Source organism: Halorientalis pallida (assembly GCF_049605515.1).
Taxonomy (GTDB): domain Archaea; phylum Halobacteriota; class Halobacteria; order Halobacteriales; family Haloarculaceae; genus Halorientalis; species Halorientalis pallida_A.
This window is the reverse complement of record NZ_CP187158.1, coordinates 2815503-2827465: the sequence shown is the minus strand read 5'-3', so window position 1 is coordinate 2827465 and position 11963 is coordinate 2815503. Positions and strand designations below refer to the sequence as shown.

Here is an 11963-nt window from a genome sequence, read left to right as displayed (position 1 = left end):
CAACGGGTTCCCGTCGTGTGAAAATACGCCCGACAGTCATTACGTCGGCGTGTGAGGTGCCAGCAGAATGCGACAGCTCAGCGACGCGGAGATCGTCGAGGTCCTCACCGGGAACCGTGTCGGCGTCCTCGCCCTGGACGGCGGTGACCACCCGTACCCACTCCCGGTGTCGTTCGGGTACGATCCCGACGCGGACCTGTTCGTCCTCCAGCTCGAAGGCGACGACGACACCCGCAAGCGGCGCTGTCTGGACCGCGACGACACGGTCGGATTCACCGTCTACGAGGAGACCGAACCGGGACGGCGCTGGCGCAGCGTCGTCGTCAGCGGCCGACTCGTCGAGACGACCTACCAGGCGGCCGAATCGGCGCTCGCCACGCTCGCCCGGAGCGCACAGTCGGTCCCCAATCCCGTCACCTGGAGCGACGCGTCGGCGGTGACGCCGTTCGAGTTACGGATCGAGGACTGGAGCGGACGGGCGTTCGACGTGAGCGGCCCCTGAAGCGTCCACACCGACGGTCCTGCGGACCGAGCGGCCGCTACACCTCCGCGAGCGACTCGTACTCCTCCCAGCAGTCACAGTCGAGATCGTCCAGCGAATTCACCTCGTCCGGCAGGTCCGAGAGCGGCATCCACCCCGACTCCTGTTTGGCGCAGTCGTCGGCGTGAACGCTGAAATCGTCACCCGACATGTACGGCATACTAGCAGATACGGCCACAAGATTGAAAACAGTATCGTCGGGTTTGGAGCGTGGAAACGGCGGCCGAACCCCGACGGCAATCCCGGCGTAAGCGGGCCTTACCGGAGTCGTGACAGCCCCGGTCGGGAAACGATCACGGCGTTTTATCGCCCGGTTCGTGGAGCGGCCGGACATGAGCGAGCGAGCGGCCGATTCGCCACTGCCCGAACCGCTCCGGACCGTGACGCCGCCGTACCAGGGGCGGCCGAACGTGGAGATGGACGTGATCGGCTGGGGCGTCTTCCTCGTGATGGCCGTCCTCGTCTTGCCGCTCTTGCCGTTCGTGCTCCTGCTCTGGCTCGTCTGGAAACTCATCCCGAATTTATTTGGTATCGTGTGTGAGTGGTAATCCAGTGAATTACGCCGTTTGGCCTTGGTTTTTGGCCATTTTATCTGAAACTCTCCGGTAGATTATTATACAGGTCTCAGAAACCCCTCGGCGAGAACTATGGCGTCACAGGAAGGATCTGCGGATGGGATTACGTCGAGCGACGGAGCGAGTGCGGACGATCTTCGGTTCCCGCTCTCCTTTGGCCCGATACTGGATCACATCGACGCGGCGATATTCGTGCTGGACGCCGACCACGAGATCGTCACGTGGAACGAGGGGCTTCGGCAGTTGACGGGCCACGACGAGGCCGAGGCGAAGTCGATGGAGATGGCGAGTCAGGCGTTCTACCACGACGGGCGGCGGTCGAAGACGCTGGCCGACAAGGTACTGGACGCGCCCGAGTCGGCCGACGAGGCGTTCGGCGTCCCGCGAGACGAGGACGTCGACTACACGCTGTACCGGGACACGAGTACGATGGTCGCGGCCGACGGCACCGAGCGCGAGATCGAGTTCAGCGCCGCGCCACTGTACGAGAGCAGCGAGGGACAGGGTCCCTCTGGCAGCCGGACGCAGTCCGGCGACGGCGACCTCGTCGGCGTCGTGGAGAAGGTCCGGGACCGGACCGACGCGGTCCGCCGTCGCGAGCAGTTACAGGCGCTCGTCGACGAGGTGTCCGGAACGCTGACCGAGATCGCCGACGGGAACCTCGACGCGCGAGCCAGTTTCGAGTCGGATCGCCTCGACGACGAGGTACTCGCGGTCGTCGAAGCCGTCAACCGGACGGCCGAACAGCTAGCGGACCTCGTGGCGGACATCGGACAGCGAACCGGTGAGCTGGAGCGGTCTGCGGCCGACGTGGCCGAGAGCGCGAACGAGATCTCCGACCTGGCGGAGGGCCAGGCCAGCGAGGTCGATACCGTCGCCAGCGAGGTCTCACAGTTGAGCGCGACCGTCGAGGAGATCGCCTCGACCGCCGACGAGGTGGCGGAGACGAGTCGCGAGGCCGCGGACATCGCCGAGGACGGGCAGACGGCCGGTGAGCAGGCCATCGACGTGATGACCGACGTGGGTGCATCCACGGAGACGGTGACCGACGACGTCGACGACCTCCGGGATCGTATCGAGGCGATCGACGAGATCGTCGAGATCATCAACGACATCGCCGATCAGACGAACATCCTCGCGCTGAACGCGTCCATCGAGGCCGCTCGGGCCGGCGAGGCCGGCGAGGGGTTCGCCGTCGTCGCCGACGAGGTGAAACAACTGGCCGGCGAGTCACAGGAGAACGCCAGCGAGATCGAGGAGATGGTTCGGGCCATCCAGGCCGACGCCGACGAGACCGTCGCGAGCCTCGAGGAGATGGCCCAGCAGGTCGAATCGGGCATCCAGCAGGTCCAGCGGGCCGTGGACCGACTCGACGAGATCGTCGAAGTGGCAGAGGAGGCCGCCGACGGCATCGAGCAGGTGTCGGACGCGACCGACGATCAGGCCGCCTCGACCGAGGAGATCGCGAGCATGATCGACGGGATCGTCGACCGGGCCGAGGAGGTCTCGGCCGAGATCGAGGAGGTCGCCGCCGCCAACGAGGAACAGACCGCGACCGTCAACGAGATCAACGAGTCGCTCCAGCGGCTGACCGAGGCGGAGTGACCGCGACGCCGCTCACAGGTCGGTCCCGACCAGTTCCATCGACTCGCCCACGCCGTGCTCGCGGGCGTACTCGTAGACGACGTGGGCGCTGGCCACGTCCTGGATGGCCAGTCCCGTGGAGTCGAAGACGGTGATCCCGTCCTCGTCGGTCCGGCCGCTCGCCTCGCCGATCACCACTTCGCCCAGTTCCGCGTGGATGTCCTCGTCCCCCAGCGTCCCGGCGGCGTAGGGGACGTTGATCTCCCCGGAGTGGGTACACTGGGCGTGGTCGTCGATGACGAGTTTCGCGTCCAGCAGGATCTCGTCGTCGAGTTCGTGTTTCCCCTCGGCGTCGGCCCCCATCGCGTTGATGTGGGTGTGGTCGCCGACGGCCTCGCGGGGGACGATGGGGTCGCGGACCGGGGTCGTCGTGGACACCACGTCACAGCCCACGGCGTCGGCGATGGAGCCCTCGCGGACCTCGAACTCGTCGCCAGCGTCGGCCCGGAACGCCGCCACGGCGTCGGGGTCCTTGTCGGCGACGACGACGGTCTCGATATCGCGGACGGTGGCGATAGCGTCGAGCTGGGCGTGGGCCTGGACGCCGGCCCCGACCAGTCCCAGCGAGGTGGCGTCGGCGACGGCGAGGTGATCGGTGGCGACGGCGGCGGCCGCGCCGGTCCGCTTGCGGGTGAGCGTGGTCCCGTCGATGACGGCCAGCGGCACCGCAGTCTCGGGGTCGGAGTAGATCATCGTCCCCATCACGGTCGGGAGGCCGTGGTCCTCGGGGTTGCTGGGGTGGGAGTTGACCCACTTGATGCCCGCACCGTCCCAGTCGTCCGCTTCCAGGTAGGCAGGCATCGACCGGAAGTCCCCGTCGTACTGGGGGAGGTCGATGTAGGATTTGGCGGGCATCTGGGCGTCACCGCGGGCGTAGGCGGCGAAGGCGGCCTCGACGGCGTCGACGACCGCCGGCAACTGGGCGCTCTCCTCGACGGCGGCCGGATTCAACAGCAGCGTCTCCATACCCGCATCTGGTCGGCCGGGCGACTTAGTTCCAACCCCGCACCCGGCCGAGTACGGCCGGAGGTTTATCCCGAAACAGCCCCACGAGTGGCTATGTCCCGCCTCGCGCCGGTCCTGCTGTGCTGTGTCCTCCTCGTGGCCGGCTGTGCCGGGTTCACCGCCGACGAGCCCGAGACTCCCGGCCCCGTCTCCGTGCCCGAGGTCACGGTCCCGACGCCCGAGGCGACGCCGACCGCGACCGACCGCCCCCGGATCGCCGCCGGCGTGACCCGGGAGCGCGTCGTCGACCCCGAGGCGCTCGTGGCCGCCCACGTCGGAACCCTCCGGAACGCCTCCGTCCTGTTCACCTACGAGCGGACGGTCACCGCCGGGAACGGGACCGTCCAGCGGCGCGTGATCGACGGGCGCGTCGACCGCGGCGCGAACGCGACGACGACGTGGACCGTGACGAACACCAGCGACACCGCCGCCGGGACGGAGACCACGACCGAGACGCGGTCCGGTGAGGACCGGTCGTTCTCACCATCGTTCCGGGACCGGCTCCGACCAGTGCTCGCGGCGGTCGAACTGGTCCGGACCGACAACCCCAGCGGGGTGCCGCTACGGACGACGACGTACTTCTACCGGGCCGACGCGACGACGGCGACGCTGTTCGGGGAGCGAGCGCGGAACGTCTCGGTCCTGCTGGAGGTCGAATCCAGCGGCGTCGTGATGTCCTACCGACTGCGCTACGAGCGGGTCGGGACCGGCGCGGAAGTGGTCGAGCGCCTGAACTACGGCGCGGTCTGGTTCGGGAGCGACTGAGCCGTCGCTGGGCGGCGAGCGTCGAAAGAAAGCGTCCGTTTGTTCAGCGAGCGGTGCGGGTTGCAGTTCGGCGGGAACGAGGACGTTGCACCGCACGCGAACGGCACGAAGTGCCGTGAGCGCGCGGATCGCGGCGAGCGACTACGGGCGCGCTGTGCGCGCCCACTGGAGCGAGCCGCGATTTTTCCCCACGTTTTTGCCTGACCGAGCGCGCCTTCGGCGCGCGAGGGAAGTGCAAAAAGTGGGCTTACATCATCCCGCCCATGCCACCGCCCATGCCGCCCATGCCGCCGCCCATACCGCCGGGCGCGCCGCCGGGGCCGCCTGCGGGTGGTCCTTCGTCGTCGTCGTCGGAGCCGCCGCCCTTGAGGTCGCCGGCCGCGATGACGTCGTCGATGCGCAGGATCATGACTGCGGCCTCCGTCGCGGACTCGACGGCCTGGGTCTTGACGCGGAGGGGCTCGACGACGCCGTCCTCCTCCATGTCGACGACTTCGCCGGTGTAGGCGTCCAGTCCGGACGTGGTGGCACCGCCGTCGTGCTTGCTTCGCAGGTCGACCAGCGAGTCGATGGGGTCGAGCCCGGCGTTCTCGGCGAGCGTGCGCGGGACCACGTCGATGGCGTCGGCGAACGCTTCGACGGCGAGCTGTTCGCGGCCACCCACGGAGTCGGCGTAGTCACGCAGGCCCAGCGCGAGCTGGGTCTCGGGTGCGCCGCCGCCGGGGAGGACCTTGCCGTCCTCCAGCGTGACGGACACGACGCCCAGCGAGTCGTCGATGGCGCGTTCGACCTCGTCGACGACGTGGTCGGTGCCGCCGCGCAGGATCATCGTGACGGCCTTTGCGTCCTCGACGTCCTCGACGAAGATGCGCTGGTCGCCGCCGATGTCCTTCTCCGCGACGGAGCCGGCGAAGCCGAGGTCGTCCTCGGTGATGTCGTCGATGTTGGAGACGACGCGAGCGCCGGTCGAGCGGGCGAGCGCCTTGATGTCGGACTTCTTGGCCCGACGGACTGCGAGGATGCCCTCCTGGGCGAGGTAGTGCTGGGCCATGTCGTCGATGCCCTTCTGGCAGAAGACGACGTCGGCGCCAGCGTCGGCGAGGTTGTCGACCATCTCCTTGAGCTGTTTCTCCTCCTGGTCGAGGAACTGCTGGAGCTGGTCGGGGTCGGTGACGTTGACCTCGGTGTCGAGTTCGGTCTCGGGGACCTCGATGGCCGTGTCGAGCAGGGCGACGTTGGCGTCCTCGACGGCGTAGGGCATGTTGTCGTGGACGCGTTCCTTGTCGACGATGACGCCCTCGACGAGTTCGGACTCGTCGATGGAGCCGCCGACGACCTTCTCGACTTTGATGTTGTCCGTGTCGATGCCCTCGTCGTCGGCGACGGCACGGACCGAGTCGACGACGAGCGAGGCCAGCGTGTCCTTGGCGTTCTCCGCGCCCTTGCCGGTCATGGCGGTCGCGGCGATCTGCTCGAGGATGTCGGTGTCGTCCTCGTCGACCTCGATGGCCATGTCCTCGAGGATCTCTTTGGCCTTCTCGGCGGCCTGGCGGTACCCCTGAGCCAGGATGGTGGCGTGGATGTCCTGGTCCAGCAGGTCCTCGGCCTTCGCGAGGAGTTCACCGGAGATGACGACGGCGGTCGTGGTGCCGTCGCCGACCTCGTCTTCCTGGGTCTGGGCGACCTCGACGATCATGTTGGCCGCGGGGTGCTCGATGTCCATCTCGTCGAGAATGGTGACGCCGTCGTTCGTGACGACGACGCTGCCCGTGTCGCCCACGAGCATCTTGTCCATCCCCTTCGGACCGAGGGTGGTCCGAACGGACTCGGCGACGGCCTTGCCGGCCGTGATGTTCATCGACTGTGCGTCTTTCCCCGATGTCCGCTGACTCTCCTCGGAGAGTACGATGAGGGGCTGGTTACCCATCTGCTGAGCCATAGTCAAGCAAAGGATTGTATTGCCATTCTATATAAACGTTGTGTTACCCACAGGGAAAACCGCCAACGGGCGACGCGTCCGGACGGCGTGGCACCGGATACCAAGGGAGGGTTTAAACAGCAGGACGGCGGCCGGGAGGGGCTCGGCGGCCGGTCCGGCACCGGGATTTACGTGACCTGTTCACATACGTTCGAGCGATGGAGATTCGCCTACGTCTGGACGACGATCTGGTCGCCGAGTTGGACGAGGAGGCACAGCTCCAGGGGTTCGACGACCGGGGGTCGTACCTCCGGTGGATCGTCGCCAACCGCCCGATGTCGGACCTGGCGACCACACAGGCGCCGGCCGTCGCGAGCCGTGTCTCGGAACTGGAGGAGCGCGTGAAACTGCTCGAACGCCAGCTGGACCTGGACGAACCGACGAACCCCGACGCCGACCTCGGGCAGACCGGCGGGTCGGGAACCGTGACGACGGGTTCCGACACCGGCGGTGCGGGGCTGGAGCCCAGCGGGACGAGCGAGCCCGACGAGACCGCCGACGGCGAGCCGGCGAGTCTGGACGACGACATCGAACCCGACCAGGAGGCGATGGATCTCGACGGCGAGGAGACCGAGGAGGAGGCCGCCGCCGACGACGACATCGCCGAGGCCATCGGGGACGTGTCGCTGGAAGACGAAGAAAAAGAGGGCTGAGCGCCGGCCGAGACCGACGGGGTTTTGCCCGCCAAGCCACAGCCCCGACCGATGGGTACTGAGGCCGAGGCCGACGACGGTTCGGAGGTGTCGTTCGTGGAGTACGGAGTCGACGACTGGCCGGGACTGGGGCCGTCGATACTGCTCGGGCTTCAGCACTACCTGACGATGGTCGGGGCGAACGTCGCCGTCCCGCTGATTCTCGCGGGTGCGATGGGGATGCCGACCGACGTGACCGCGCGGTTCGTCGGCACCTTCTTCGTCGTCTCCGGCGTCGCGACGCTGGCACAGACCACGCTGGGGAACCGCTATCCGATCGTCCAGGGCGCGCCCTTCTCGATGCTCGCACCGGCGATCGCCATCGTGACCACCGTGACCGCCACGGGCGGACTCCCGGGCTGGCAGGCCAAACTCCAGGTCCTCCAGGGCGCGATCATCGTCGCGGCGCTGGCGGAGGTCGCCATCGGCTACCTCGGGATCGTCGGGAAGCTCAGAGCCTTCCTCTCGCCGGTCGTCGTCGCCCCCACGATCACCCTCATCGGACTGGCGCTGTTCGACGTGCAACAGGTCACCGCCGCCACCACGGACTGGTGGTTGCTCGGGCTCACTCTGGGCCTGATCGTCCTGTTCTCGCAGTACCTCGACCGCAGTCACCGCGTGTTCAGTCTGTTTCCCGTCCTGCTGGGCGTGGTGATCGCCTGGGTCGTCGCGGCCGCCCTCTCCGTGGCCGGCGTCTACACCCCGAGTGCGGCCGGCTTCGTCGATCTTGGCGCGGTCACCGAGGGGCGGCCGCTGTTCCCGATCTACCCGCTCCAGTGGGGGCTGCCCCGCTTCGAGCTGGCCTTCGCCATCGGCATGTTCGCCGGCGTCCTCGCCTCCATCGTCGAGAGCTTCGGCGACTACCACGCCGTCGCGCGCCTGACCGGGAGCGGCATGCCCAGCGAGCGCCGCATCAACCACGGGATCGGCATGGAGGGACTCACCAACGTCTTCTCCGGGATCATGGGGACCGGGGGCGCGACCTCCTACTCCGAGAACATCGGTGCTATCGGCCTGACGGGCGTGGCCTCGCGCGCGGTCGTCCAGATCGGCGCGCTCGTGATGCTGGTGGTCGGGTTCGTCGGCTACTTCGGTCGGCTCGTCGCGACCGTGCCCGACCCCATCGTCGGTGGCCTGTTCGTCGCCATGTTCGGCCAGATCGTCGCCGTCGGCCTCTCGAACCTGAAGTACGTCGATCTGGACTCCTCGCGGAACGTGTTCGTCCTCGGCCTGGCGCTGTTCGTCGGCCTCGCCGTCCCCGAGTACATGGCCAACGTCGGCGACGTGGCCACCTTCCAGGCGGGATTGGCCGGAATCCCCCTCGCCGGCCCGGTTCTGGGCACGGACGCGGTCGCCAACACGGTCTACGTAATCGGCACGACCGGCATGGCCGTCGGCGGCCTCACGGCGCTGGTGTTCGACAACACGATCCCCGGGAGCGACGCGGAGCGGGGCCTCACCGAGTGGGACCGGATCTCCGAGGCCGAGGACGCCTTCCAGCCGGTGTGGACCCGCTGGTTCGGGCGGGAGGCGACGGAGGCGGAGATGGAGGAAAAGCGGTAGAACGGTCAGCCCGTGTCCACACGAGCGGAGGGGGTGTGGGCTCGGATACCCGTGTTATCCGGTGAACTGGTGGTACTCCATGCCCTTCTGTTTCATCTCGTTGTGGCGACGCTCCAGGAACGAGTAGACCGAGCCGTGGGGCGCGCCGTCTAAGATCATCTCGGCGGCTTCCCGGACGGTGTCGACCTGCTCGGGTTCGCCGATGATCGACAGCGTGGAGCCGTAGATGACGACGGCCGCGCCGGAGAGTTCCTCCATCAGTTCCCGCGTCCGGCCGTCCTCGCCGATGAGTCGGCCCTTCTTCCGGCGCATGTCCTTCTTGTTCCGGGAGGCGGCCTTCAGATCGACCACGTCGAACATCATCAGGTCGTCTTCGAGCAGTTCCAGTGCGTCCTCGGGGGCGAACCCGCGGCCGATGGCCTTCACGATGTCCGGGCCGTTCAGCCCCACGATGGGGTCACCGACCGTCTCGACCTTGACCGAGCCACTCTCGGAGTCGATGTCGAGTCGCACCTCCGCGCGCTCTTCGATCTCGCGCATCGTCTCCCCACCTTCGCCGATGAGCACGCCGATGCGGTCCTGCGGTATCTTCACGTGCTGCATAATATGCTCGCATCTACGGCACCGCGCGGTTTTAAGGCTTCGCACGGAGACCGCCACTGAACCGTCGCTCCGTGGCCGTCGATCAGCCGTCGTCCTCGCCGCCCGTCACGAATTTCAGCAGGTCGTCGTCCTCGACCTCCAGTCCCTGTCGGCGGAAGAAGGAGGCGACGTTGTGGCAGTCCCGTTCGAGGAAGTCGCGGCTGTTGGGATGGTGGACGGTGACCGCCTGGCCCAGGTCGATGACGACCAGTTCCTCGCCGTGGAGGATGATGTTGTACTCCGAGAGATCGCCGTGGACCAGTCCGGCGCTGTGGAGGCGGCGCATGTACTCCCGGACCACCTCGAAGGCGGTCTCGGGGTTCTCGACGTGGACCTCCGCCAGCCGTTTCGCGCGGCCCTCGTCGATCCCCAGTAGTTCCATCACGAGGACGTTGCGCTCGACGGCGATGGGTTCGGGGACGCGGACGCCGGCTTTGCGCGCGCGTTCGAGATTGGCGAACTCCTTGCGGACCCACGCCTTGACGATGTCGCTTTTCTTCGAGCCGATGCCGTCGAACCGGGGGTCGCCGTCGAGATAGCCCCGCATGTCCCGGAAATCGGAGGCGTTGATCCGGTAGACCTTGACGGCGACCTCGGGCGACTCCGCGGTATCCAGCGTGTCGGCGGCCGCCCGGCCGCCCAGCGCGGAGTAGACGTTGGCTTCCTTGCCCGTCGATATCGGGCCGCCGAAGGCGTCGATGTGGCCGTCCTGGACGAGTTTGTAGAGGGCACCGAAGGTGGCGTCGTCGAAGACGGACGCCTCGACCTTGAACTGGTCCGCGTCTTTGATCCGCTCGCGGAACTGGCTGAACTCCCGGTCGCGGCTCCGGGCGATGCGGTCGGCCTCGGTGTCGGCGACGTCGATCTCCTCCCACTCGTCGCCGGGCGAGTCCACGTCGTCGGTGTCGACCAGATCGAATTCGGCGGTCATCGGACCGCCCCGTCACTGTCGGAGCCGCGTGTCCTCCCGGCGAGCCACCCGGCGGGTTCGGAGGTCACTCTTGGATGTGACCCTCCTGTCGAAGCTGGTCGGCCTCCTGTTTCTCGTAGCGCCACGTGATGTCCGCCTTCTCGTCCTGCCAGTCCCACGGTTCGACCAGCACCACGTCGTCCTCGCGGATCCAGATGCGTTTCTGCATCTTTCCAGGGATGCGCGCTGTGCGTTCGACACCGTCCATACACCTGACGCGTACCCGGTTCGCACCGAGCATGTTCGTAACGACCGCAAAGACCTCGTCGTCGTCGGGCATCCGGAGGTCCTTGCGTCCCTCGTTGTCGCTCATAGTCGCCCCTTCGGCGGGCAGACGGTTTAAGTTTTTCAACACCCGGAGGCGCGCACGACACCCCACACAGCGGCCGAAATCGGCCACGTACGCGTGATACCACACCCCATGAAATACGACCCCATATAACCGGGCAGACCTCAAAAATTGGGGGTATGAAAAGGCCTACCAATGTTTTATTACGGTGTCTCTATTGATAGGGGCTGTATGAAAGCAGCAGTCTTTCAGGGGGTAGAGGAGCCCCTTGAGATTCAGGACGTCGAGGAGCCGACGGCCGACGAAGACCAGGTGGTCGTCGAGACAGAGGCCTGCGGGATCTGCCGGAGCGACTGGCACGCCTGGAAGGGGGACTGGGGACACATCGGCGTGGTCCCGACGGAGGGGCTGATCTTCGGTCACGAACCGGCCGGCCGCGTCGTCGAAGTGGGGGACAACGTCGAGCGGTTCCGCGAAGGCGACATGGTGACCGTCCCGTTCAACCTCTCGGACGGCACCTGTCAGCACTGCCGTGACGGCCGCGGGAACATCTGTGACCGGATGGTCCCGCTGGGCTTCCTGCAGATGGCCCCCGGGGCATTCGCCGAGCGGTTCCCCGTCCGGGAGGCCGACCACAACGTCGTGAAACTGCCCGACGGCGTGGACCCGGTCAGCGTCGCCGGCCTGGGCTGTCGGTTCGCCACCGCGTTCCACGGCCTGGTCAGTCGCGTCGACATCACGCCCGGCGACTGGGTGGCCGTCCACGGCTGTGGCGGCGTGGGGCTGTCGGCGGTCCACATCGCCGACGCGCTCGGCGCCAACGTGATCGCCGTCGACATCAAGGACGAACAGCTCTGGGCCGCCGAGGAACTCGGTGCCGACGAGATCATCAACGCCACCGAGGTCCAGGACACACCCCAGGCGGTCAAGGCCCGCACCGAAGGGTCCCACGGCGTCGACGTGGCCGTGGACGCACTGGGCGTCGCCCAGACCTGCAAGAACGCCGTCAACTCGCTGGGCAAGGCCGGCCAGCACCTCCAGATCGGCCTCACCACCGGCGAGAACGACGGCAACGTCGAGTTGCCCATCGACAACATGGTCATGGACGAACGGGAGTTCTACGGCTCGTTCGGCATGCCGCCCAACGAGTACGACCAGATCTTCCGCATGATGTCCCGCGGCAAGATCGACCCCGGTCAGATCGTCACCGAGACCGTCGCCCTCGAGGAGGTCCCGGGCGTGATCAGCAACATGGGGAACTACGAAACCGTCGGCATCCCCGTCTGCAACGAATTCTAG

General features: G+C 67.2%; 13 protein-coding genes. 7 read left to right on the top strand and 6 right to left on the bottom strand.

Annotated elements, in window-relative coordinates; all coding sequences use genetic code 11:
- Positions 1 to 67: 67 nt before the first annotated feature.
- Positions 68 to 502, top strand: a complete 435-nt coding sequence (locus tag ACOZ4N_RS16200) for a pyridoxamine 5'-phosphate oxidase family protein (RefSeq protein WP_424017400.1) — start codon at positions 68 to 70, stop codon at positions 500 to 502.
- Positions 503 to 539: 37 nt separating this feature from the next.
- Here ACOZ4N_RS16200 and ACOZ4N_RS16195 read toward each other — a convergent pair whose 3' ends face one another.
- Positions 540 to 701: a hypothetical protein gene (locus ACOZ4N_RS16195; RefSeq protein WP_424017399.1), complete on the bottom strand. Its 162-nt coding sequence runs from the start codon at positions 699 to 701 to the stop codon at positions 540 to 542.
- A 172-nt stretch (positions 702 to 873) separates the two neighbouring features.
- Here ACOZ4N_RS16195 and ACOZ4N_RS16190 point away from each other — a divergent pair, with 172 nt between their 5' ends.
- Positions 874 to 1089, top strand: coding sequence for a DUF7535 family protein (locus ACOZ4N_RS16190; protein ID WP_424017398.1), 216 nt, complete (start codon positions 874 to 876; stop codon positions 1087 to 1089).
- Positions 1090 to 1188: 99 nt separating this feature from the next.
- Positions 1189 to 2721, top strand: coding sequence for a methyl-accepting chemotaxis protein (locus tag ACOZ4N_RS16185; protein ID WP_424017397.1), 1533 nt, complete (start codon positions 1189 to 1191; stop codon positions 2719 to 2721).
- Positions 2722 to 2733: 12 nt separating this feature from the next.
- Here ACOZ4N_RS16185 and ACOZ4N_RS16180 read toward each other — a convergent pair whose 3' ends face one another.
- Positions 2734 to 3726: an ornithine cyclodeaminase family protein gene (locus ACOZ4N_RS16180; RefSeq protein WP_424017396.1), complete on the bottom strand. Its 993-nt coding sequence runs from the start codon at positions 3724 to 3726 to the stop codon at positions 2734 to 2736.
- A gap of 93 nt (positions 3727 to 3819) precedes the next feature.
- Between ACOZ4N_RS16180 and ACOZ4N_RS16175 the strand changes: the two genes are divergently transcribed.
- Complete coding sequence (locus tag ACOZ4N_RS16175) at positions 3820 to 4530, top strand: hypothetical protein (RefSeq protein WP_424017395.1); 711 nt, start codon at positions 3820 to 3822, stop codon at positions 4528 to 4530.
- Between the two features lie 247 nt (positions 4531 to 4777).
- Here ACOZ4N_RS16175 and thsA read toward each other — a convergent pair whose 3' ends face one another.
- On the bottom strand, positions 4778 to 6457 hold the full coding sequence (gene thsA, locus ACOZ4N_RS16170; protein ID WP_424019966.1) for a thermosome subunit alpha: 1680 nt from the start codon (positions 6455 to 6457) through the stop codon (positions 4778 to 4780).
- Between the two features lie 209 nt (positions 6458 to 6666).
- On the opposite strand from thsA, the gene ACOZ4N_RS16165 reads away from it, so the two are divergent.
- Both ACOZ4N_RS16165 and ACOZ4N_RS16160 read left to right on the top strand, forming a co-directional pair.
- Complete coding sequence (locus ACOZ4N_RS16165; RefSeq protein WP_424017394.1) at positions 6667 to 7161, top strand: hypothetical protein; 495 nt, start codon at positions 6667 to 6669, stop codon at positions 7159 to 7161.
- A gap of 51 nt (positions 7162 to 7212) precedes the next feature.
- Positions 7213 to 8763: a uracil-xanthine permease family protein gene (locus ACOZ4N_RS16160; protein WP_424017393.1), complete on the top strand. Its 1551-nt coding sequence runs from the start codon at positions 7213 to 7215 to the stop codon at positions 8761 to 8763.
- A gap of 54 nt (positions 8764 to 8817) precedes the next feature.
- Here ACOZ4N_RS16160 and ACOZ4N_RS16155 read toward each other — a convergent pair whose 3' ends face one another.
- From ACOZ4N_RS16155 to eif1A, 3 genes are all read right to left on the bottom strand, one after another.
- Positions 8818 to 9366: a KH domain-containing protein gene (locus ACOZ4N_RS16155; RefSeq protein WP_092688298.1), complete on the bottom strand. Its 549-nt coding sequence runs from the start codon at positions 9364 to 9366 to the stop codon at positions 8818 to 8820.
- A gap of 82 nt (positions 9367 to 9448) precedes the next feature.
- Positions 9449 to 10336, bottom strand: a complete 888-nt coding sequence (gene rio1 / locus ACOZ4N_RS16150) for a serine/threonine-protein kinase Rio1 (RefSeq protein ID WP_424017392.1) — start codon at positions 10334 to 10336, stop codon at positions 9449 to 9451.
- Positions 10337 to 10400: 64 nt separating this feature from the next.
- Positions 10401 to 10688 carry a translation initiation factor eIF-1A gene (gene eif1A / locus ACOZ4N_RS16145; RefSeq protein ID WP_092658708.1) on the bottom strand — a complete coding sequence of 96 codons (288 nt, stop codon included), beginning with the start codon at positions 10686 to 10688 and terminating at the stop codon, positions 10401 to 10403.
- A 207-nt stretch (positions 10689 to 10895) separates the two neighbouring features.
- On the opposite strand from eif1A, the gene ACOZ4N_RS16140 reads away from it, so the two are divergent.
- Positions 10896 to 11963 (top strand): zinc-dependent alcohol dehydrogenase family protein, encoded by a 1068-nt coding sequence (locus ACOZ4N_RS16140; RefSeq protein WP_424017391.1) that lies wholly within the window; start codon positions 10896 to 10898, stop codon positions 11961 to 11963.

What these genes read in the sequence shown, in the direction of transcription:
- ACOZ4N_RS16195 (WP_424017399.1), bottom strand. Translation starts at nt 701, where the DNA reads ATGCCGTACATGTCGGGTGACGATTTCAGCGTTCACGCCGACGACTGC.
- ACOZ4N_RS16185 (WP_424017397.1), top strand. Translation starts at nt 1,189, where the DNA reads ATGGCGTCACAGGAAGGATCTGCGGATGGGATTACGTCGAGCGACGGA.
- ACOZ4N_RS16140 (WP_424017391.1), top strand. Translation starts at nt 10,896, where the DNA reads ATGAAAGCAGCAGTCTTTCAGGGGGTAGAGGAGCCCCTTGAGATTCAG.
- ACOZ4N_RS16180 (WP_424017396.1), bottom strand. Translation starts at nt 3,726, where the DNA reads ATGGAGACGCTGCTGTTGAATCCGGCCGCCGTCGAGGAGAGCGCCCAG.
- eif1A (WP_092658708.1), bottom strand. Translation starts at nt 10,688, where the DNA reads ATGAGCGACAACGAGGGACGCAAGGACCTCCGGATGCCCGACGACGAC.
- ACOZ4N_RS16190 (WP_424017398.1), top strand. Translation starts at nt 874, where the DNA reads ATGAGCGAGCGAGCGGCCGATTCGCCACTGCCCGAACCGCTCCGGACC.
- ACOZ4N_RS16160 (WP_424017393.1), top strand. Translation starts at nt 7,213, where the DNA reads ATGGGTACTGAGGCCGAGGCCGACGACGGTTCGGAGGTGTCGTTCGTG.
- thsA (WP_424019966.1), bottom strand. Translation starts at nt 6,457, where the DNA reads ATGGGTAACCAGCCCCTCATCGTACTCTCCGAGGAGAGTCAGCGGACA.
- ACOZ4N_RS16200 (WP_424017400.1), top strand. Translation starts at nt 68, where the DNA reads ATGCGACAGCTCAGCGACGCGGAGATCGTCGAGGTCCTCACCGGGAAC.
- rio1 (WP_424017392.1), bottom strand. Translation starts at nt 10,336, where the DNA reads ATGACCGCCGAATTCGATCTGGTCGACACCGACGACGTGGACTCGCCC.
- ACOZ4N_RS16165 (WP_424017394.1), top strand. Translation starts at nt 6,667, where the DNA reads ATGGAGATTCGCCTACGTCTGGACGACGATCTGGTCGCCGAGTTGGAC.
- ACOZ4N_RS16175 (WP_424017395.1), top strand. Translation starts at nt 3,820, where the DNA reads ATGTCCCGCCTCGCGCCGGTCCTGCTGTGCTGTGTCCTCCTCGTGGCC.
- ACOZ4N_RS16155 (WP_092688298.1), bottom strand. Translation starts at nt 9,366, where the DNA reads ATGCAGCACGTGAAGATACCGCAGGACCGCATCGGCGTGCTCATCGGC.